The following is a 19267-nucleotide window of genomic DNA, read 5'->3' on the forward strand; positions in this document are numbered from 1 at the left end:
CGATACCTTGGTTTAGATATCAACCGAAAACCTGCATCACTTGGGTGTTTTCCAGAAAATACCACACAAAGAAAATATTCAATGCAATGGCTGAAATTCTGTTCATCCACATCGCCCATGTGTAGCTGGTATATTTTTCCTCATCTTTTCGTACAAATGAAAACCAGATAAGAAAGTAGAGGACAACAGGCAGCATTGTAAGCAAAAAGCCGAAAAAGGCACTTTCCTGATTTCTGTCAAGGAAAAACCAACTAAAGCAAATCCCTGTTACCAAAAACCAGATACTTGAAAACAAAAAGGTTCCTTTTTTACCCAACTTCAGACTTAAGGTAATATCTCCTCTTTTGGCATCTTCTTCATGTTGATAAACCTGGGTCAGCGGATATGAGCCCCAAAGCATCAGACTGGTCAATAACCCGGGAATCAGGACATGAATCTTGGTAAATACTTCCCAACCAAAAACACTCAATCCCGCATACGCCATCCCAAAAGTAAAACATCCCTGAAAAAACCCTGCTGTAATCCAACTGAGGTAGGGGTATTTTTTCAATCTTATTGAGGGATGACTATAGGCCATGGATACCAGACTATAGACCAGCAGCATGCTGCTGAACTGCCAGTTGATCCTGAATCCCAAAATCAGTGAAATTGCAAAAAAAATCAAGGAAAGATAATACAATCCTTTAGTAACTTTCGGCGGATTACGCAATCCTCCTATGCTTTTTTCATCTTTATCGAAGTAGCTGTTATAACCGTTGCTCGAAGGATACAAAAAAAGATGAAGAGAAATAAAGACTATCAGTAATCTATCTCCATTTAGGTTGGGAGTAAAAGCCAATGCAAAAATGAAAATAGGCAGCAAATAAAAAGAGAATAGGATTCTTAAATGCTTCCAATTAGACAGCTTGAACATAAATCGATTTTGTTTTTAACTTTTAACATCGGGAGATGTTTTACCTTCAGTATCGAAGTTAGAAAAAATAAGCTTAACTTAAGTAGATGAACAACCATATTGTTAGTATTGGTACTGCCAATCCGGGAAAACCCATTTTACAGACCCAAATCGGTGAGTTTATGAAAATGGCACATGGACTGGATTCGCAGGAAGCGCGAAAGCTAAATTTTGTTTACCGACATACAGGAATAGAAAACCGGTACAGTGTCATTGAAGATTTTAGGTATGAAAATCCTGAAAAATTCAGCTTTTTCCCTTCCAATAAAGCATTGGAGCCGTTTCCCGGCACGAAAAAGAGAATGGGACTTTTTGAAAAATCAGGATTTGCATTGGCAAAAACTGCAATTCTTGAGTGTTTAAGGAAAACCAAATATAAAGCCTCAGATATTACACATCTGATTTTGGTTTCCTGCACAGGCATGTTTGCACCGGGACTAGAGCTGGAAATCATGCATGCCATGGATTTTCGGAAAGATATTGAACGATATGCCATACATTTCATGGGATGCTATGCTGCATTCAATGGTATTAAATTGGCGGATAGAATATGTGACAGTGATCCAAATGCCAAAGTTCTTATACTATCTGTGGAACTATGTACCATTCACTTTCAGAAAAAATATACTGAAGACAATCTTTTGGCAAATGCGCTATTTGGAGATGGTGCGGCTGCTGCATTGGTCAGTAGGGAGGAGGGAGGTCTTGCCATCAAGAAATATCACAGCAGGGTATTCAAAGAAGGAGAAAAAGACATGGCCTGGTCGATCGGAGATTTTGGTTTTGAAATGCGGTTGAGTAAATATGTGCCTGAATTGCTCAGCAAAGGCCTTTTTGAAATCCATGATTATCTTGAAGAAAAATTTCAATTGTCAAAAATCAAATATTTTGCCATCCATCCAGGAGGGAAACAGATTCTTCAAAAAGTAGAAGAGGCTTTTGGAATTGGAAAATCGCAGAATCTTCCCTCTCATGAAATCTTACAAGGCTTCGGCAATATGTCTTCGGCCACCATCCTTTTTGTTTTGAAAAAATGGTTGCTTGACCCTCATCCAAAAGGGGACTTATTGGCTATGGGGTTTGGACCAGGATTAACATTGGAAACTCTGCTACTTGAAAAATAATGGGGAAATTCAGCCAAAGAAGCTATCAAAAAGAAATAATGGACGACCTTGATGCCGGGGGGGAATTGATGGAGGTGACCTTAAAGGAGCTCAAAATCATCAATAAACTTTTGGGGGGAAATCATGTGACCACATCAAGCCTGAAGCAGATCATGACAAAATATCCACAGGATAACTATTCTATAGCAGACATTGGCTGTGGAGGTGGGGATATGATACGGGTAATGTCAGATTGGGCCAAAAAAAACAAACTTAATTGTCGGTTTACAGGAATAGATGCCAACCCAAATATTATCAATTTGGCGAAAATAAATCTTGCAGATATCAGCAATGTTGCTCTTGAAACCCGGAACGTTTTTGATGAAGCATTTTTGGACGAAAAAGTGGATATCGTTACCTGCACACTTTTTACTCATCATTTTACAGATGAGGAACTATTTTTACTGTTATCCTCTTTTAAAAAGAAAGCAAAACTGGGAGTAGTCATCAATGACCTGCATCGCCACCCGATTGCATATTATAGCATCAAGATTTTGACCGGTCTTTTTTCCAAATCTACCATGGTCAAAAATGATGGCCCATTATCAGTATTAAGAAGTTTCCATAAATCCGAACTGGCAAACATCTTAAAATCCTCTGGTATTACCCAATACGAAATCAAATGGAAATGGGCTTTCCGATGGAGAGTAATTGGTTATATACTTTAGTTTTGTATTCTTTAACTTCAAAAATTTATTTATGGATTTCAATTTTGATTTAGAAACTATTGCCGATTTTAAAGCAAGAGCCGTTGACCTGATGTTTCAGCTTGGCCCTGTGCTGTTGAAGTCGATTATCCTACTTTTGGTTGGTCGATATGTCATCAGGCTAATTTTGAGAGTATTTGGCAAAACACTTGAAAAATATGAGATAGACCCATCTTTGGCTACTTTCTTAAAGAGTTTTTTAAACGCCATATTGTGGGTGTTGCTGATAATCAGTGTAGCCACTACCCTGGGACTGGAAATGACCTCATTTATTGCCATCATAGGTGCCGCAGGTCTTGCAGTGGGTCTTGCATTGCAGGGTTCTTTATCCAACTTTGCCGGAGGAGTCCTGATTTTAATTTTCAAACCCTTCCGTATAGGTGATACTATTGAAGCCCAAGGAACCCTAGGTTCAGTGGAAACCATCGATATTTTATATACCAAAATCAGGAATTTCGACAATAAAGTCGTTACCGTTCCAAATGGTGCACTTGCCAATAATTCAATTACCAATTTTTCACAGAAACCTACACGGCGAGTTGATATCAACGTTGGGGTAGCTTATGGAACTGACTTGAAGAAAACCCGAAAAGTAATTCTGGACGTGCTTAAACTGGATGAAAGAATTCACGAGGAACCTGCACCAGTTGTTTTATTCACCAGCTTTGGAGACAGTTCTCTTGACCTAACAGTTAGAGCCTGGACAGATGCTGGAAATCTTTGGCCAGTTTTTTGGGACAACATGGAAAACATCAAAGAGGCTCTTGAAGAACATGAAATCGAGGTTCCATTCCCTCAAAGAGATGTTCATCATTATTACCCCGAAGAGAAAAAAGAATAAAAAAAAGGCCGGAATTTATATCCGGCCTTTTTTTATTAATCAAATTTGATAGGAACCGTTTTTCCATTATGAGAAACTGAGGCCAATTTGTCACAGGCACCATTACCGTAATCAATCAAAAACTTCTGACTTGAATCAAGGGTTATCTCAACTTTCCCTGAAGAGGGAATCCAATTTCCCTTGTCTGTACATGATTGGATAAATAGCAGATCTTCTCCTATCAATGACATATATGGAATCCCCAATCTTGTTTTTCCTCCGGATCCCCCGGTCACTTTCAATTTAATTCCTTCTGAATTGGTTGAAAGAAAAAACTTCTTTTCAAATTCTCCTTCAATGGTGGCAAATGTTCCATCTGACCAAGTCACTTTACCGGCAGAAATCACTGTCTCGAATAGAAAATATTTTCCTTCCGCATTAAATCCTCTGTGGATTAATTTTCGCCGTCCTTCAATTTTCAGACCATTTACCTCATAGGCATCAAAAGAAATGGTGATTTCAGAATTGGCATCAAAAGTAAATCCTGAGTAAAAAATCATGATTTTTCCTTTTCTGGTGATTCCTTTTGGACTTGTACAGCCTTCCCCAAAATTGATAACAATTGATTTGTTGTTTGGGAAAAAATCAACTTTGGTGTTTTCACATAAATCAGTGCCGACATCCAGATTTGTTCTGGAACTAAGTCCATTGCTTTGCATGGCAGAAAATGTGAGAAAATCTGCATCTTCAAATGAGTCATTTACCTGAGCTTGCTCCTGCAAGACCACACTGTCTTGTTGGGGCAATTGTTCATCTGTTTTTTCACAGGAAACCATAAAAATCAGGAGTCCTAATGCAAACAGGAAAGTAGGGTTTTGTGGGTGATTTACTTTCATATGGATTAAGTTTTATCCACGAAAGTAAAAGAAAAAAATCGGATTAAGCATAAAGTTAGTTACTCATTTTTTTGATTTTTTTTCTCCTTAGGCTTTGAATCTGAGGCACATCCAATATTCTTGGTAAGAGATACATTTTCGGATATACCACCGAATCCTTCAGAAAAATCAATTTCTGAAACCATCTTCTCTTCAAGGCCTTTTTTCTCTGTTTTTTTCCCCATATCAATATAATTATTTGCTATTAACAGTTAACCGTTAGAACCCCACGGATAGTTTGTTAAACTCTAAAATTAATCCCGATAGCTATCAAGATCCGTCTTCCGTCTTCTGTCTTCCAGCCAATTTTATAGAAAACTTACACTACTTGGAGACAGGCGGATAAACATACAGGTTAATCCACTATTTCTGCATCCAATAGGATGAAATTCAAATCATCGATATCTGTATCGTTGAGTTTAAGTTTTCCTTTGATGGTGATGATTTCATCCACTTTGATTCTCTTGGAAGGTTTTTTCTTGAGGTAGGCCACCACAATACTTTCCGGACCGGCACCTCCACAAAAGAAACATTCCGCATTGGGGAATTTGCTGAGTACTGCAAAGTCAGAGGTACTTACATCCAAAGGAATATAAAACCCCGTGACCTGAACTGACTTCCCTTCCAGTTCCTTAAGTTCATCCGGGAAAATGGGGTAGAGAAAATACATCCCATGCTCTCTGTTCAACTTTTCAATAAACCTTGTCTTTGATAATAAAGCCCATATGTCAGGACTCTGTACCGTCGCTCCTGATCCTAAGGAAAATGCCAGTAAAAACACCAATGTTAATCTTTTCATATATGTCGTTCTCTAATAATGAATGAAGACTCCGGACGAACCGGAGTCTTGCTGTCAACCACCATCATTCTAATGAAGAGTACACTATAAGAATGAGATAATTCAAATGTCTTAATAAATACATAATGAAACAATATTGCATTTATAATTTTAGTGTCGTCTCCTGAATCTTTTAATATCTTTGATCCATGGAATTTGAATACGGAACCACCGACATAAAAGATGCTCTCAAAAGATGTAAAAGAAAAGGATTTGGACTTGCCACGGGCAGGTTTTTCCTTTTTTTATTCATGATAGCTTCCCTGATTATTGGCCTAACTGATAAGCCGGTCTTTATCCTTTCTTTCCTGATTTCTTCGGTTTTCTTCATTTACCTTATCATTCAATACAATACCAATAAAGATTGGATTGATTTTTTTACGCAATTGATTGAAATGGATTTAGAGAAAGCCAAAAGGAAATCAAGAAATCTAAAGGACCTGGATTCAGGTTCTGAATTTATAGATAAGCTACACCCCTATTCGAATGACCTGGATCTTTTTGGCGAGCATTCACTTTTTCAATTGATCAACCATACCGTCAGTAAAAGTGGGAAAACTCTCCTTGCTGATTGGATGAAAGAAAAAATCAATCCTGATGTAGCCAAACAGAAAGCAGAGGCTCTTCTAGAACTTCGAACAAATAAGAGCTTTTTGGCATCCTTTGAAGCACATGGCCGTGCTTTCATGAAAAATGAAAAACCAAAAACAAAATTTTATGCCTGGCTAAAACAACAGGAAAATTGGAAGTCCTTATACTACATACCTCTCATCCTAGGCCCGATTGGAGGCATCACAATCATTCTGGCCGCGGTATTTGGATTGCTAGCCCCGGCTTGGGTTGGTGCCTGGATAATTATCGGAATAGTCTTCTTATCCCTGATTTTCAAAAATCTTCAGCAGGCTTCCTCTATCATGCCCAATCAGGGAGATATCAAGACTTTTAGCAAATGGGCCGCACAGATTGAAGGGATGCAATTAAATGGAGAATTTTTAAAACATATTCAAAAGCCTTTTAAAAACCAAAATTTTGATGCCTCTGCAATTTTAAGGTCATTGGAACAGAAATCCTTTATGCTTCAGAACAGGTTCAACCTGATGTATTTGATTTTCAACATGCTTTTTTGGATTGATTTTTTCCTCTTTTGGAGAACAGTAAAATGGAAAGAGAGATTTGCGGGACATTTGGCTAATTGGGAAGGCTTTTTCGATAAATGGCAGGCTTTGGTTTCTTTGGCTGCCTTTAGTAATGAAGAAGATCTGAACTGCCATGTGGATTGGACAAGCGGGAAAATATTGGAAACAAAGAATTTGGTGCATCCTCTTTTAAATCCCAATGAGGCTGTAGGCAATGATTTTTCCCTCACTGAAAAAACTAAAGTCGTTTTGCTGACAGGTTCCAATATGTCCGGAAAAACGACTTTTATGAGAACAGTGGGAATCAATCTTGTCCTTGCCAATTTAGGGCTGTCTCCCCTAGCAACTACTTTCACAACAGGATCTTTTCAGCTTTTCACCAGCATGAGAAATACAGATAATCTTGGTGAAAGTGTGAGTTCATTTTATGCAGAGTTGGCAAGGATCAAGCAATTGCTCACTATGGCTGAAAATGGGGAACCGGTTTTATTCCTTTTGGATGAAATTCTCAAAGGAACCAATACCGTGGACCGCATCATGGGCAGCGAATCCCTAATCAGACAATTGGCTAACTCCAACTGCAAAGGGATAATTTCAACCCATGATATTGAACTCAGCCAATTGGAAAACTCGCTTGATTATCTTGAAAATAAAAGCTTCCACAGTGAGATTACAGATGATGAAATCCACTTTGATTACAAGATAAAGTCCGGACCTTGTCCAAGCTTTAATGCCCACAAACTCATGGAGTTAATGGGTATTAGATTTAGTAAATAAATTTTGTGGCATGATAATTGGAATTCTAGGGTAATAATCAATTCTTTAACTAAACCCTCTATATCATGAGTTCTTTATTATATTTGATCGCTGTCATATTGATTATCGGATGGATCTTCGGATTCTTTGTTTACAGTGCAGGCGGTATAATCCACATATTGCTTGTGTTGGCTGTCGTTGCAGTGCTATTGAGACTGATAGGCGGCAGATCCGTTTAATCTTTCAAACCGAATATTAAAGCCCTTTTTACAAGGGCTTTATTTTTAAAAAAATCCGTTTTTCGATATCCTGCATTTTTCTCTTATTTTTGGGCAATCAAAAGCGATAAGGTGCAAGTTAACTATCAACAAAAGATTTTAGGGATTTTAGGAGGCGGTCAGTTAGGCCGGATGGTAATCCAATCCGCTATCAATTACAATATAGACATCCATATTTTAGATCCTGACCCCAATGCCCCTTGTAAGGATATCTGTCAGAATTTTATCCAAGGTAAGTTAACTGATTTTGATACAGTGTATCATTTTGGAAAAAACTGTAATGTCATTACCATTGAAATTGAAAATGTAAATACAGAGGCACTTCAAAAACTTGCAGATGAGGGAAAAGAGGTTTTTCCGCAGCCCCATATCATCAAAATGATACAGGACAAGCGGTTCCAAAAAGAATTTTACAAAAACAATAATATTCCAACAGCTGACTTTATCCTGACAGCCAACAAGGAAGAAGTTAAAGCAAATTCCGTTTTTTTGCCTGCAGTCAATAAACTGGGAAGAGAGGGTTATGATGGAAGAGGGGTACAAGTTTTAAAATCCACAGAAGATCTTGAAAAAGCATTTGATGCTCCGGGAATTTTAGAGAAACTTATAGACTTTGAACAGGAATTGTCAGTGATTGTGGCCAGAAACAAAAAGGGTGAAACTGTGGCTTTTCCGGCAGTGGAATGTTCCTTTCATCCCACCGCCAATTTGGTGGAATTTCTATTTGCACCTGCCAATATCTCAACCGAAACTGAGGAGAAAGCAAAATCATTAGCGTTTCAGGTAATTGAAAAGCTGGGAATGGTAGGAATACTGGCCGTCGAAATGTTTGTTACCAAATCAGGAGAAATACTTGTCAATGAAATTGCTCCAAGGCCACATAACAGTGGGCATCATACCATTGAAGCCAATTTCACCTCACAATTTGAACAACACCTAAGGTCTGTCTTGAACATGCCTTTGGGCAATACTGAGTTAAGATGTCCTGCTGCCATGGTAAACCTACTGGGGGAAGATGGTTTTACAGGTGACGCCCTTGTGGAAGGAATGGATAGAGCTATTTCCCAAAAAGGAGTCTATGTCCACTTATATGGGAAAAAAATCACCAAACCATTTCGTAAAATGGGACATGTCACCATTTTGGATGAAGATGTTTCAGTATTGAAAAACCGTGCAATGGAAATCAAAGAAATCATAAAAATAAAAGCTTGAGCAATGGCCATACAAGTAGGAATCATCATGGGCAGTAAATCCGATTTGCATATCATGTCTGAAGCAGCAATAGTTTTGGAAGAATTGGGTGTAGAATATGAATTGTCTGTAGTCTCAGCACATCGGACTCCCCACAGGATGATAGAATATGCAGAGTCAGCCAAAAAAAGAGGGCTAAAAGTAATCATAGCCGGAGCAGGTGGCGCAGCCCATTTACCGGGAATGGTGGCTTCTCTAACCACACTTCCCGTTTTGGGCGTTCCCATCAAATCCTCTAATTCCATAGACGGTTGGGACAGTGTACTTTCTATCCTTCAGATGCCTTCAGGAATTCCTGTCGCTACCTTGGCTTTGAACGGTGCACGAAATGCCGGAATCCTTGCCGCATCAATTGTAGGGGCCTTTAATGAGGAGGTTTCTGCTAAATTATCCGCTTTCAAGGAATCCCTGAAAGAAAAAGTTGAGATCTCTGCAAAAGAAATTGAAACAAAGGGATGGAGGGACACGTAAAAACAACTAGGCTTATAAATTAAAGTTTAATTACTTTTAATTTTCTTGGAGAAGCGAGGCACTTATGCCTCGCTTCTTTTTTTTGTTGCAGTTGAATATAAATGATTAGAAATACGATATTTGGCCAATGGACCTCAAAAAAAATATACGATTCAAAATCGGAAGCGAAAATTGGGAAATGCCTTTGGGTATATTGCTTTTACTTTTGGGCATATCATTGGCAATGATAATAGTGGGGGCTTACATGGGATTCCGTTTTGGCCAAAACATCAATTAATCCTCAAATATTCCCCACCCATCGATGTTTTTTTGCTTGGGATCAAATTCCTTAACCCAATCCACAAACATGGATTTAAATTCCCTTATGGCATCCCTTAACAACTGAAGATGTTCCTCTGCGTGTGTCCCTTCCAACGCCAACTGATAAGTCATCGAATACAGGCTTCTTGCATGGATTTTCATGAGTACGGCATTTTCCATTTTGAGAATATAGTCATCAACACTCTCAGCTCCGGCAAACTTAGCCGGCAAAACACCCGCACTTTCAAGCATCAATCCTCCATATAGCTCCATCCGGGCTTCATCCAAAGAGCCTACCAACGCCCGGGTAAGTTCAAAGATATCCATTCCTTTTTTCATCAAAGGATGTTTGTCAATCCTCTCATTTTCTTTTCGGAAATCCTCTTCATCATTTTCGTCCCAACCTTCATCATCATCGTCGTCCCACATGGTAATATCTGATTTAAAAAAACATATAAACTATAAAACTGCCCCATGATAGATAAATGAGGCAATTCTACTGAATTTTTTAATTTTATCACTGCCGTTAAAAGGGCAATACATCATCCCCGCTTTCCTCAGAAAAAGTAGTCACATCAGGGGCATTACTCATAGGTGAATTACTTTTTGATTGATTACTTTTCTCCACTTTCCAGGCCTTGACATCAGTGTACCACCTTCCATTGTACTCACGGCTTTCGATATCCACCGAGGCATTGACTTCGTCACCCATGTCCATATTAAACTGATCGATTTGATCTCCCCAAACAGTAAGACATACTTTTTTAGGGTACGTACCGGGCAATTCCAAAATATAATCTCTTTTTCTCCAGTTGCCTTTTGCTGAAGTACCACCTTGTTCAGGCAAGATTTGCACTATTTTTCCGCTTAGTTCCATAATTTTTATTAGTATTGAAAAACGAAGTTAACAAAAAGGCAAGATTTACATCAGCTTTTCACCCAAAGCTTGGTCAACTTCTATCTTCAAATAAACTTTCTTTCAAAAATTTTGTAATTAAGGCAACTCTATAATAAAAACAGGAGTATATCCGTTGTAAAGACAAAATTTAAATTTTTTATTTTGTAACAGTACCCCTTCACTTCCAAATTAAATTTCAGTTTTTTTATTGTAAAGTACAAAATATTCTATTTTGACTTTTTTTAATTAATTTATTTTTCAAAAAAAATACAGTTTCTATTGCATCAATGTTATTGAATTTTTACATTTGGTTGCAATCTTTAAAATGTTTCACCCTCACAGATATACTATGGCATAAACCTCTACGTTATTAAAAAGTCAATTAGTATGAGCAATAGGTTAATTCCTAAAGATGCCGAACTGATCGCGCAGTACCGAAGCGGAAGTGAAGCAGCATTTGAAAAGTTAGTAAACAAATACAGTCCGAGAGTTTACACCACAATTTATCTGATCGTAAAAGATCAGGGCGTAGCGGAGGATTTACTTCAGGATGTATTTGTAAAAGTAGTACAGACTTTGAGTTCTGACGGTTATAACGAAGAAGGTAAATTTCAGCCATGGTTGATGCGCATAGCGCACAATTTAGCCATTGATTATTTCAGGAAATGTAAGCGCTATCCTACCATAGTGATGGAGGATGGAGCCAATATTTTCAATACGTTGAGATTTGCGGAAGAAAATATCGAGGATCTCAAAGTAAAGGAAGATACTGTTGACCTGGTCAGGAGGCTTATAGATGAGCTTCCCGAAACCCAGAAACAAGTGCTCATTATGAGACATTACATGGATTTGAGTTTTCAGGAAATTGCAGAACAGACTGGGGTAAGTATTAATACGGCCTTGGGAAGAATGCGATACGCATTGATAAACATGAGGAAAAAATTAAAACAATTAAACGTTGCCTATGACAAAATCTTTTACCCCAAATGACCTGCTTAGATATATCTATCAGGAAATGAGCGAGGGTGAGAATGAGCTGTTTGTGCAGGCCTTGCGCGGTAATGATACCTTGATGCAAGACTATTTAGAGATGCTGAGCACTATCGGACAATTGGACCAACTCATTCTAGAACCTTCGGAAAAAGTAGTAAAAGCCATCCTTAGGATGGCCAAATCTACAGGACTCGAAAAAGTTTGATAGATTCAGACGAAATGGTAACCTGAAAGCTTAATTGCTTTCAGGTTTTTTTTGTTATTTATCCCTAAATTCACCACCCCTTCAAAGCCTCCACTGCACTTTTAATCACCTGATCCTTCGCTTCATGGGTAATGTTGTTCAACAGGATCAAAGTTCTGTTTTGGCCGATAAAAGGTCTGATCAGGGCTCTGATCCCCGGATTCTCCTATATGGATAATGATTTTTCCTAAATGCCCATCTTCCTCTTCGGGAAGAAAACCCATTCATTGGGGAAGATTTTGATGCATTTCGTCCTAAGTTGGCCTTTTCGCATCAATGATATTCATATCTTACATTAGTTAGCGGAACGAAGACTTTTATTTAATCACTTCTATTCCGAACCAATTAATTCTTGACAATAGAATGACAATAAATCTAACAAGGTAAAAACATGAGAAATACATTTTTAACCCTCTTTCTTTTCATCTCTTTAAATGCATTTGACTACCTGATCAAAGAAACCCTGCGCTCCAAAGACGATGTAAATAACCCTGTTTGTCGCTCCATAACAGTGGAGGTGGTGGATTCACATTTGCTTCAGTCATCATGACGCTAACAGGAAAACCATATTTGCAATAACCGCAGGTTCACTGGATAAAGAATATAAGAAAGTTGAATTTTCAAAAACAATAAACGATGAAGCCCAAACCCCTTAAACTCATACTCTGTCTTTTTCTGACACTATATTACGGGTTTGAATCCACCGCACAGACTACTATACAATTCGACATTGTTTTGGAAGGAGGCCGGGTCATAGATCCGGAAACAAAACTGGATGCGATCAGAAATGTGGGTATCCAAAATGGCCGCATAATGATGATCAGTTCCGATGCTTTGGTAGGAAAAGAAACCATCAAAGTCAGCGGAATGGTGGTTGCCCCCGGGTTCATTGACCTGCATGTGCACGGTATGACCAATGTAGAACAGGAATACCAACTCCATGACGGGGTCACTACGGCTTTGGAACTTGAATGGGGAATTGAACATATCGGTGCCTGGTATGCGTCTCGGCAGGGCAATGCCCTGATCCATTATGGGGCGAGTGTTTGTTGGCCATTTGAGCGTATGAAGGCAATGGCAAGGTATCAGGATGGTGTAGATGAACTTCTGGATTTGGTCCATAAAAAGGAGATTACCATCCAATCCTTTTTTCACATTGGCGGACCATCGTTTAAGGAAGATCAAACACCCGAAGAATCCGATAAAACCCTCGCAAATATCAAATCTGCTTTGGATGAAGGGGGCATCGGTATTGGTGTCCCCATTGGCTACCTTCCCGATACAAAGCCTGCAGAGATGTATAGTGTTTTTGAACTGGCCGGGGAACTAGGGGCATTGGTTTTTACACATACACGACACTCCGGTATTTTATCCATTCAGGAAGTAATAGCCAACGCCATGCTTACAGGTGCACCCTTGCACATTGTTCACATCAACAGCATGTCGCTGGGTCAGATTGATTTTGCATTGAAAATGGTCAGTGCAGCAGGCTGGAAAGGCTTTGACATCACCACAGAACTGTATCCTTATACCGCTGCTTCTACAGGTTTGATGACCGCTATGTTCAATGAAGGTTGGCAGGAAAAATTGGGCATTGATTATGGGGATTTGCAGTTGGTGGCTACAGGGGAACGCCTTACCCAAGAAACCTTTGCCAGAAACAGAAGGACCAATCAATATGTGATCATGCACATGATGCAACCCGAATGGATTGCAAGGGGCATTGCCGCACCCGGGGTGATTATTGGATCGGATGGTATGCCCTATAGCAAACTCGCCCATCCCCGTACAGCGGGTACTTTTTCGAGGGTATTGGGAAAATATGTCAGAGAAGATCAGGTGCTCGATTTAAATACGGCCATCGAAAAGATGACCCTGCTTCCGGCAAAACGACTGGAAGGAATTGCTCCCATGATGCGCTTCAAAGGAAGGATACAGGTAGGTGCTGATGCGGACATTATCGTTTTTGATCCCGATACGATCATTGACAAAGCCACATTTGAAAAAGGGCTGGAATTTTCGGAAGGGATTGAATATGTGCTGGTCAATGGAACTTTTGTTTTGAGAAAAGGCGAAACCGTCTCAAATGTTTTTCCAGGAAAAGCTGTGTATGGAAAATTTAAAAAGTAGGTATCAAGACATTATTGAAAATAAGAAACGGGGAAGCTGAAAACCGACTAGAGTAAGCAAATAGAAAAAATAATTAAAAATGGAACAAACTAGCAATCAACCCAATCCGGCAAGTATTATGCAAATTGGCACTGGCTTTTGGGCTTCAAAAATTCTTCTGAGTGCTGTAAAATTTGACCTTTTTACTACACTTGCTGAAAAGAAAACAATGTCAGCAGCTGAAATTAAAACCAATTTAGATTTAAAGTGCACTGACCGTCATGTATTTGACTATTTGGATGCCTTGACCACGTTTGGTTTTCTGAACAGAGAAGGCTTGTTGGAAACAGCTAAATATTCTAACAGCATCGACACTGACTTTTTCTTAGACAAAAACAAATCCTCCTACATTGGTGGCTTTTTGGAAATGCTGAACAACCGCCTCTACGGTTTTTGGGGAAATTTGGAAGAAGGACTTTTGACCGGAATGCAGCAAAATGAAGCTAAAAACGGAGAGAATATTTTTGAAGCTATATATGCTGATGAAGAAAAATTGAAAGAATTTACCAATGCCATGAGTGGTATTCAAATGGGCAACTTCATACACCTTGCCCAAACCTTTGATTTTTCTAAATACAAGACACTTGTCGATATCGGTGGCTCGGGCGGAACATTGTCTATCATGGTTGCCAAACACCAACCGCATATGAATTGTATTTCATGGGATCTACCATCCTTGGCTCCAATTTCTAACAAAACCATTGAGAACTCTCACCTGCAAGACCGGGTAAAAGCAATCAGTGGTGATTTTTTCAAAGACCAATTTCCCAAAGCTGATGTCATAACAATGGGAAATATATTGCACGACTGGGATGAAGAAACTAAGTTGATGCTAATGAAGAAAGCTTTTGATGCGTTGCCTGATGGCGGGGTATTTATAGCCATTGAAAATGTCATAGATGACGAAAGGAAGCGTAATGGGCTTGGCTTGATGATGAGTCTGAATATGCTGATAGAAACCGGGACAGGCTTTGACTATACGTTTGCAGACTTCAATAAATGGGCGAAAAACATCGGTTTTAAATCAACTTCAACACTTCCCTTGACAGGACCGACAAGTGCTGTTATAGCTTACAAATAATACATCTTTCATTGTAAGGATGTAAAGCCTAACTCCTCAATAATTAACATTTTAAATCAAGGAAAAGAATCAACATTCAGGCTAATTATTAAAAAATTGATTTTTAGCATTTCATCTAAAATTTAATCCTCATGAACCAAGTTAAAAAAAATCGGATCCATTCTGTTGATGCATTGCGGGGCTTTGCCCTTGCCGGAATAGTGATTGCTCACGTACTCGAACAGTTCCTCGCCGCTTTTCCAACGGATGAGATGAAGGCTGTTATGTTTTCAGGACCTGTCGACTACATTGTAGACACATTCTCCTTTTGGATAATCAGGGGAAAGTTTTTCGCCCTGTTTTCATTGTTGTTTGGTCTTAGCTTTTTCATACAGATGGATAATGCTGAAAAAAGCGGATTAAATTACAAAACCCGATACCTGTGGCGATTGTTGGTATTATTAGGAATCGGTGTGGTACATAATTCTTTTTATTCCGGGGACATCTTGGTTATTTATGTGCTTTTTGGATTTTTGCTTATCCCATTTCACAGTGTCAGCAATAAGGTTGTACTTGCCTTAGCTGTTATTCTATTTCTGGGTGGAGGTAGGTTTTTGTCCTATGGTATTTTTGGTAATGAATCCATCATAGCACTGAATATTGAAAATTTTAATGAAAAATATATGGCAGCGATCACAGGTGGGAGTTTATTCGAAGTATGGCGGATGAATTTTATTTCAATGATTGGCAAATTCAATTTTCAAATGGGTGTGTTGGGCCGAGGCTATCTGACATTTGCTTTTTTCCTGTTGGGTATGTGGATAGGCAGGACCCGTCTACTTGAAAATCTGCAGGCCAACACTACATTACTTAAAAAAATAATCCTATGGTCATTCGTAGGTACACTTGCCATGATCCCGCTCTTTTGGTACATGTTTTCCCAAATGGAAAGCATATTTGATTTCACTTCATGGTGGTCCATGTTTGCATTATCCGCTTACGATAATTTCAATTTCTTCTTTACCATATTTCTGGCCGCCGGATTTGTTTACCTTTTTGAATTGCCAAAAATGCAAAAAACACTTTCCTGTTTTGCTCCCTACGGACGCATGGCGCTTACAAATTATGTATTTCAATCCCTGATTGGCACATTCTTATTCTTTAACTGGGGTTTGGGATTCCTAGGTCAATTCAGGAATATAGAACTTTTGATTATTGCTTTCCTGATCATTGGAGTACAAATGATCATAAGCTGGTATTGGTTGAAAAAATTTAAATATGGACCTATTGAGTGGCTATGGCGATCACTTACCTATTTAAAGGTACAGCCATTTAGAATTTCACGACCTCATCCTGAGGCAGTCAATCTGTAATCAAATGATGAAACTATATTAATAAAACAACAGAAGAGTAAACAAAAATCAGCCCCTTATGGCTGATGTCTCAGGAAATAGTGACATTTAATGATGTTTCCTTCAATAACAACGCTGTTTACGTGAATTTACTAATGATATATCGTATATTTAAAAATACCATAAAAGTTATATCAGCAGTTTGTACGAGGGATGAAAAAAATAATCACCATAATTTTTCCTGTTCTTTTTATCTTAAACCTTAGTTATTCCCAGTCTGATCAGCCGGAAGCCATTGATGCGTCACTAAAATGGCTAAACAATAACTATGTGGAAAGTTCGGAAGATTTTCATGAAAAAGCTTTGCAGACATTAGGGCGGGTTTACCAATTAAAAGATACACAACTGATGGCTGAAACGCACCTTGTTTTGATGCGTTGGCATGCCTTTCATGTGCCCTTTACAATTGATTCGGTACCACTTCACGGTGAAAAAGCAATTGCCCTATTTAAGAAAACTAATGATCAGGCCAAATTAGCTGCTACATGTGTCGAATTGGCCTTTGAATCTATTGATGGAAATCAGTTAGATAAGGCAGAAAAGCTAATTTTTGATTCCATTAAAATTTATGAAGCTTTAGAAGATGAAAAGGGTTTAGGTTCAGCTTACAGTACGCTTTCGAGAATCTTCCTTTCACAAAAAGAGCCTGAATTGGCCATAAAATATGGATTGGAAGCTTTAAAATTGACGGAGAAAGTAAGAGACTACAATACTACCCAGGAAACTTGGTTGGCTCTTGTTTTAGCTTATCATGAAGCTGGAGAACTGGATAAAGCCATAAATGCTGCTGATAAATGCATTGAAACGATTACTATTTATAACATAGATGATGAATTCAATTTGGCCCGGGCCTATGGTTTCCGGGGCGATGTGTGGTCGGACCTGAAAGACTATCAAAAGTCTCTGGAAGATAATTTGAAGTCTTATGCTATAGTAGAAGCCAAAATTGGAGCTGCAAGACCTGCTGCGAAAACATACCGTCAGGGAATTGGACTGGCCTATTATATGAAAGGTGATTATAAGGAAGCCCTCCCTCATCTTGAAGCAGCGATAGATGGATATGTTAACCTTGGACAGGGAAGCCAGCCAAAAATGCAAAAAATCTATAATGAAGTAGCAGATTGCTACGCCCAACTCGGTGATTATCAGAAGGCGTATCAATCTGAACAATTAGCACATGGAGTATATGAGACGCTTATGCAAGATAAAGTGGCTAATCTGGAGGCAGAAGCTTTGATTAAATATGAAACCGTAAAAAAAGATGAGGCCCTAGCCTCTCAAGCCGCTTTAATTGAGCAAAAAAGTAAGACCCAAACACTCATTATTATGGGAACGTCTCTCTTGATTGTGTTTTTGATATTCTTACTTTATTTCTTTTACAAAAATAAAAAAGCCACTAAAATTATCCGAGCTAAGAATGCGGAAAACGAATTATTGCTGAAAGAAATACACCACCGAGTTAAAAATAATCTAGAGATGGTGAAGAGTTTGATTGCATTGCAATCGGCTCAGATAGAAGATCCTGCCACTAAAGAGGCCCTGATTGCAAGTCAAAACCGGGTTCAATCGATGGGAATTATTCATCAAAAACTCTATCAGGGCACCAACCTGGGAAGTATAGAAATGAAGGATTACTTCATCAACCTAAGCGAAGGTATTCTTGACACCTTTGATGCCGAAGAACAAGTGAAAATTGAATGCGCTATGGATAATTTAGACTTGGATGTGGATACGGCCGTTCCCATAGGACTGATTGTAAACGAGCTTCTCACCAATGCCCTTAAATATGCTTTTCCTAAAAAAGAACAAGGCACCATACATATCAGTTTAGAAAAAATGCCTGATAACTATTTAAGATTAAAAGTCAACGATAATGGCATTGGTAAAACAGCAGGTATCGCCCCAATAGGAACAGGTTTCGGTTCCCAATTAGTGCAATTATTAACCCAGCAACTTAATGGAAAAATGAAAGAGTATACAAATGAAGGTACGCATATTGAATTTGATTTTTTAATCGAGCAAAGTGCTTAATCATTTAGGGCAAGAAAATTTTTATGTTGCAAAAATCCACACATTGCAATGTGGGGTTTATAATGACAACAGCCCCCAAAATCCCCCAACCACAACGTGCCTGCCCGACGGAGTCAGGGTTGAATTTCAAAAACCCACTCCCACGAAATCAAATCCATCACAACAGATTTTTGGGATCGAACCATCTCCCCTTTTTCCCCCGGAAAGAAATTCCATACGTTGTGAAAGTAATTCGCCCATTTCGTCCTTGAAGAGGTTAAAGGATAGAATGCTTTTTGTTAAAAAAACAGCTCGGGTATATTCCGAAAATTCAACATCTATTTACACTCTAGATGCCGTCCGAAGCAACAATTTTGACCAATAATACCTACAATCTATAATTCCTTCGGTAAATAAAATCACCTCTTCGGAGAGTTAATCAGGGCTTTCGTCCTTGATTGTTTTCATTTTTACATGATTATCAGTTGATTGAAATGTTTCAAACATTCTAAACTCTATAATCATGAAAACATTACGATTTATTTTCAATACCGCAATCCTTGCTATGTTCAGCATCGGAATACTCACTGCGCAAAGCAATGATAACGCCATTTTGAACACCAATGAAATCACCGTAAAGCCTGGACACAATGCCCAGTTTATTGAAGGGGTCAAACAATTTAAAGCCTGCTACCTTGAAAACGGAGGAACAAATAATTGGAGCATGTGGCACAGACAACAAGGTGATGCAAACGTTTATATCTTGTCAGGTTTTATGGCCAAATGGGCAGAGATGGATGCAGATGACGCATCTACCCAAGCATGCTATCTTACTTATTTAAATCACGTATTCCAGCACATTGAGAAGCAGAAT

Annotated in this window: 23 protein-coding genes; 16 read left to right on the forward strand and 7 right to left on the reverse strand. The window is 38.7% G+C overall.

The annotated features are described in order from the left end of the window. Nucleotides 1-19: 19 nt before the first annotated feature. Nucleotides 20-913, reverse strand: a complete 894-nt coding sequence (locus ACEW8O_RS05545; protein ID WP_373493629.1) for a UbiA family prenyltransferase — start codon at nt 911-913, stop codon at nt 20-22. Nucleotides 914-999: 86 nt separating this feature from the next. Here ACEW8O_RS05545 and ACEW8O_RS05550 point away from each other — a divergent pair, with 86 nt between their 5' ends. From ACEW8O_RS05550 to ACEW8O_RS05560, 3 genes are all read left to right on the forward strand, one after another. Beyond that, nucleotides 1000-2076 (forward strand): type III polyketide synthase, encoded by a 1077-nt coding sequence (locus tag ACEW8O_RS05550; protein ID WP_373493630.1) that lies wholly within the window; start codon nt 1000-1002, stop codon nt 2074-2076. After that, entirely contained in the window at nt 2076-2783 is a 708-nt protein-coding gene (locus ACEW8O_RS05555) for a methyltransferase domain-containing protein (protein ID WP_373493631.1), read from the forward strand. Before ACEW8O_RS05550 ends, ACEW8O_RS05555 begins: the two co-directional genes overlap by 1 nt. 91 nt (nt 2784-2874) lie before the next feature. Continuing rightward, a complete protein-coding gene (locus ACEW8O_RS05560; protein ID WP_373493651.1) occupies nt 2875-3663 on the forward strand; it encodes a mechanosensitive ion channel family protein in 789 nt (262 codons plus the stop codon). Nucleotides 3664-3698: 35 nt separating this feature from the next. On the opposite strand, the gene ACEW8O_RS05565 is transcribed toward ACEW8O_RS05560, so the two are convergent. From ACEW8O_RS05565 to ACEW8O_RS05575, 3 genes are all read right to left on the reverse strand, one after another. Beyond that, a complete protein-coding gene (locus ACEW8O_RS05565; RefSeq protein ID WP_373493632.1) occupies nt 3699-4538 on the reverse strand; it encodes a hypothetical protein in 840 nt (279 codons plus the stop codon). 59 nt (nt 4539-4597) lie between these two features. Continuing rightward, a complete protein-coding gene (locus ACEW8O_RS05570; protein WP_373493633.1) occupies nt 4598-4762 on the reverse strand; it encodes a hypothetical protein in 165 nt (54 codons plus the stop codon). A 170-nt stretch (nt 4763-4932) separates the two neighbouring features. Then, on the reverse strand, nt 4933-5376 hold the full coding sequence (locus tag ACEW8O_RS05575) for a hypothetical protein (RefSeq protein ID WP_373493634.1): 444 nt from the start codon (nt 5374-5376) through the stop codon (nt 4933-4935). Nucleotides 5377-5564: 188 nt separating this feature from the next. Between ACEW8O_RS05575 and ACEW8O_RS05580 the strand changes: the two genes are divergently transcribed. The 5 genes from ACEW8O_RS05580 (at nt 5565) to ACEW8O_RS05600 (ending at nt 9584) form a co-directional block, all read left to right on the forward strand. Then, nucleotides 5565-7328, forward strand: coding sequence for a MutS-related protein (locus ACEW8O_RS05580; protein WP_373493635.1), 1764 nt, complete (start codon nt 5565-5567; stop codon nt 7326-7328). Nucleotides 7329-7393: 65 nt separating this feature from the next. Then, on the forward strand, nt 7394-7546 hold the full coding sequence (locus ACEW8O_RS05585; protein WP_373493636.1) for a lmo0937 family membrane protein: 153 nt from the start codon (nt 7394-7396) through the stop codon (nt 7544-7546). A gap of 111 nt (nt 7547-7657) precedes the next feature. Continuing rightward, nucleotides 7658-8797 (forward strand): 5-(carboxyamino)imidazole ribonucleotide synthase, encoded by a 1140-nt coding sequence (locus ACEW8O_RS05590; RefSeq protein WP_373493637.1) that lies wholly within the window; start codon nt 7658-7660, stop codon nt 8795-8797. A gap of 3 nt (nt 8798-8800) precedes the next feature. Next, entirely contained in the window at nt 8801-9307 is a 507-nt protein-coding gene (gene purE / locus ACEW8O_RS05595) for a 5-(carboxyamino)imidazole ribonucleotide mutase (RefSeq protein WP_373493638.1), read from the forward strand. 127 nt (nt 9308-9434) lie between these two features. Beyond that, nucleotides 9435-9584: a hypothetical protein gene (locus ACEW8O_RS05600; protein ID WP_373493639.1), complete on the forward strand. Its 150-nt coding sequence runs from the start codon at nt 9435-9437 to the stop codon at nt 9582-9584. Here the strand turns inward: ACEW8O_RS05600 and ACEW8O_RS05605 are convergent. Continuing rightward, on the reverse strand, nt 9581-10036 hold the full coding sequence (locus tag ACEW8O_RS05605; RefSeq protein ID WP_373493640.1) for a hypothetical protein: 456 nt from the start codon (nt 10034-10036) through the stop codon (nt 9581-9583). The two genes, ACEW8O_RS05600 and ACEW8O_RS05605, sit on opposite strands and share 4 nt — an antisense overlap. Before the next feature lie 97 nt (nt 10037-10133). Further along, a complete protein-coding gene (locus ACEW8O_RS05610) occupies nt 10134-10484 on the reverse strand; it encodes a DUF3127 domain-containing protein (protein WP_373493641.1) in 351 nt (116 codons plus the stop codon). Between the two features lie 408 nt (nt 10485-10892). On the opposite strand from ACEW8O_RS05610, the gene ACEW8O_RS05615 reads away from it, so the two are divergent. After that, nucleotides 10893-11495: an RNA polymerase sigma factor gene (locus ACEW8O_RS05615; protein WP_373493642.1), complete on the forward strand. Its 603-nt coding sequence runs from the start codon at nt 10893-10895 to the stop codon at nt 11493-11495. Continuing rightward, nucleotides 11470-11703 carry a hypothetical protein gene (locus tag ACEW8O_RS05620; RefSeq protein ID WP_373493643.1) on the forward strand — a complete coding sequence of 78 codons (234 nt, stop codon included), beginning with the start codon at nt 11470-11472 and terminating at the stop codon, nt 11701-11703. Before ACEW8O_RS05615 ends, ACEW8O_RS05620 begins: the two co-directional genes overlap by 26 nt. Before the next feature lie 122 nt (nt 11704-11825). On the opposite strand, the gene ACEW8O_RS05625 is transcribed toward ACEW8O_RS05620, so the two are convergent. Then, nucleotides 11826-11966: a hypothetical protein gene (locus tag ACEW8O_RS05625; RefSeq protein WP_373493644.1), complete on the reverse strand. Its 141-nt coding sequence runs from the start codon at nt 11964-11966 to the stop codon at nt 11826-11828. Nucleotides 11967-12133: 167 nt separating this feature from the next. Between ACEW8O_RS05625 and ACEW8O_RS05630 the strand changes: the two genes are divergently transcribed. From ACEW8O_RS05630 to ACEW8O_RS05655, 6 genes are all read left to right on the forward strand, one after another. Next, nucleotides 12134-12292, forward strand: a complete 159-nt coding sequence (locus ACEW8O_RS05630) for a hypothetical protein (protein WP_373493645.1) — start codon at nt 12134-12136, stop codon at nt 12290-12292. Nucleotides 12293-12378: 86 nt separating this feature from the next. Further along, nucleotides 12379-13872, forward strand: a complete 1494-nt coding sequence (locus ACEW8O_RS05635; RefSeq protein WP_373493646.1) for an amidohydrolase family protein — start codon at nt 12379-12381, stop codon at nt 13870-13872. Between the two features lie 79 nt (nt 13873-13951). Continuing rightward, nucleotides 13952-14992, forward strand: a complete 1041-nt coding sequence (locus tag ACEW8O_RS05640; RefSeq protein WP_373493647.1) for a methyltransferase — start codon at nt 13952-13954, stop codon at nt 14990-14992. Between the two features lie 131 nt (nt 14993-15123). Continuing rightward, on the forward strand, nt 15124-16344 hold the full coding sequence (locus tag ACEW8O_RS05645) for a DUF418 domain-containing protein (protein WP_373493648.1): 1221 nt from the start codon (nt 15124-15126) through the stop codon (nt 16342-16344). A gap of 192 nt (nt 16345-16536) precedes the next feature. Beyond that, on the forward strand, nt 16537-18414 hold the full coding sequence (locus ACEW8O_RS05650; RefSeq protein ID WP_373493649.1) for a histidine kinase dimerization/phosphoacceptor domain -containing protein: 1878 nt from the start codon (nt 16537-16539) through the stop codon (nt 18412-18414). A 502-nt stretch (nt 18415-18916) separates the two neighbouring features. Further along, a partial coding sequence (locus tag ACEW8O_RS05655; protein WP_373493650.1) for a hypothetical protein occupies nt 18917-19267 on the forward strand: 351 nt, incomplete at its 3' end.

The sequence above is a fragment of the Aquiflexum sp. genome, assembly GCF_041749095.1.
GTDB lineage: Bacteria > Bacteroidota > Bacteroidia > Cytophagales > Cyclobacteriaceae > Aquiflexum.

Excerpts from the sequence above, each read along its gene's own strand:
- ACEW8O_RS05545 (WP_373493629.1), bottom strand. The coding sequence starts at position 913 with ATGTTCAAGCTGTCTAATTGGAAGCATTTAAGAATCCTATTCTCTTTT.
- ACEW8O_RS05550 (WP_373493630.1), top strand. The coding sequence starts at position 1,000 with ATGAACAACCATATTGTTAGTATTGGTACTGCCAATCCGGGAAAACCC.
- ACEW8O_RS05555 (WP_373493631.1), top strand. The coding sequence starts at position 2,076 with ATGGGGAAATTCAGCCAAAGAAGCTATCAAAAAGAAATAATGGACGAC.
- ACEW8O_RS05560 (WP_373493651.1), top strand. The coding sequence starts at position 2,875 with ATGTTTCAGCTTGGCCCTGTGCTGTTGAAGTCGATTATCCTACTTTTG.
- ACEW8O_RS05565 (WP_373493632.1), bottom strand. The coding sequence starts at position 4,538 with ATGAAAGTAAATCACCCACAAAACCCTACTTTCCTGTTTGCATTAGGA.
- ACEW8O_RS05570 (WP_373493633.1), bottom strand. The coding sequence starts at position 4,762 with ATGGGGAAAAAAACAGAGAAAAAAGGCCTTGAAGAGAAGATGGTTTCA.
- ACEW8O_RS05575 (WP_373493634.1), bottom strand. The coding sequence starts at position 5,376 with ATGAAAAGATTAACATTGGTGTTTTTACTGGCATTTTCCTTAGGATCA.
- ACEW8O_RS05580 (WP_373493635.1), top strand. The coding sequence starts at position 5,565 with ATGGAATTTGAATACGGAACCACCGACATAAAAGATGCTCTCAAAAGA.
- ACEW8O_RS05585 (WP_373493636.1), top strand. The coding sequence starts at position 7,394 with ATGAGTTCTTTATTATATTTGATCGCTGTCATATTGATTATCGGATGG.
- purE (WP_373493638.1), top strand. The coding sequence starts at position 8,801 with ATGGCCATACAAGTAGGAATCATCATGGGCAGTAAATCCGATTTGCAT.
- ACEW8O_RS05600 (WP_373493639.1), top strand. The coding sequence starts at position 9,435 with ATGGACCTCAAAAAAAATATACGATTCAAAATCGGAAGCGAAAATTGG.
- ACEW8O_RS05605 (WP_373493640.1), bottom strand. The coding sequence starts at position 10,036 with ATGTGGGACGACGATGATGATGAAGGTTGGGACGAAAATGATGAAGAG.
- ACEW8O_RS05610 (WP_373493641.1), bottom strand. The coding sequence starts at position 10,484 with ATGGAACTAAGCGGAAAAATAGTGCAAATCTTGCCTGAACAAGGTGGT.
- ACEW8O_RS05615 (WP_373493642.1), top strand. The coding sequence starts at position 10,893 with ATGAGCAATAGGTTAATTCCTAAAGATGCCGAACTGATCGCGCAGTAC.
- ACEW8O_RS05620 (WP_373493643.1), top strand. The coding sequence starts at position 11,470 with ATGACAAAATCTTTTACCCCAAATGACCTGCTTAGATATATCTATCAG.
- ACEW8O_RS05625 (WP_373493644.1), bottom strand. The coding sequence starts at position 11,966 with ATGGGTTTTCTTCCCGAAGAGGAAGATGGGCATTTAGGAAAAATCATT.
- ACEW8O_RS05630 (WP_373493645.1), top strand. The coding sequence starts at position 12,134 with ATGAGAAATACATTTTTAACCCTCTTTCTTTTCATCTCTTTAAATGCA.
- ACEW8O_RS05635 (WP_373493646.1), top strand. The coding sequence starts at position 12,379 with ATGAAGCCCAAACCCCTTAAACTCATACTCTGTCTTTTTCTGACACTA.
- ACEW8O_RS05640 (WP_373493647.1), top strand. The coding sequence starts at position 13,952 with ATGGAACAAACTAGCAATCAACCCAATCCGGCAAGTATTATGCAAATT.
- ACEW8O_RS05645 (WP_373493648.1), top strand. The coding sequence starts at position 15,124 with ATGAACCAAGTTAAAAAAAATCGGATCCATTCTGTTGATGCATTGCGG.
- ACEW8O_RS05650 (WP_373493649.1), top strand. The coding sequence starts at position 16,537 with ATGAAAAAAATAATCACCATAATTTTTCCTGTTCTTTTTATCTTAAAC.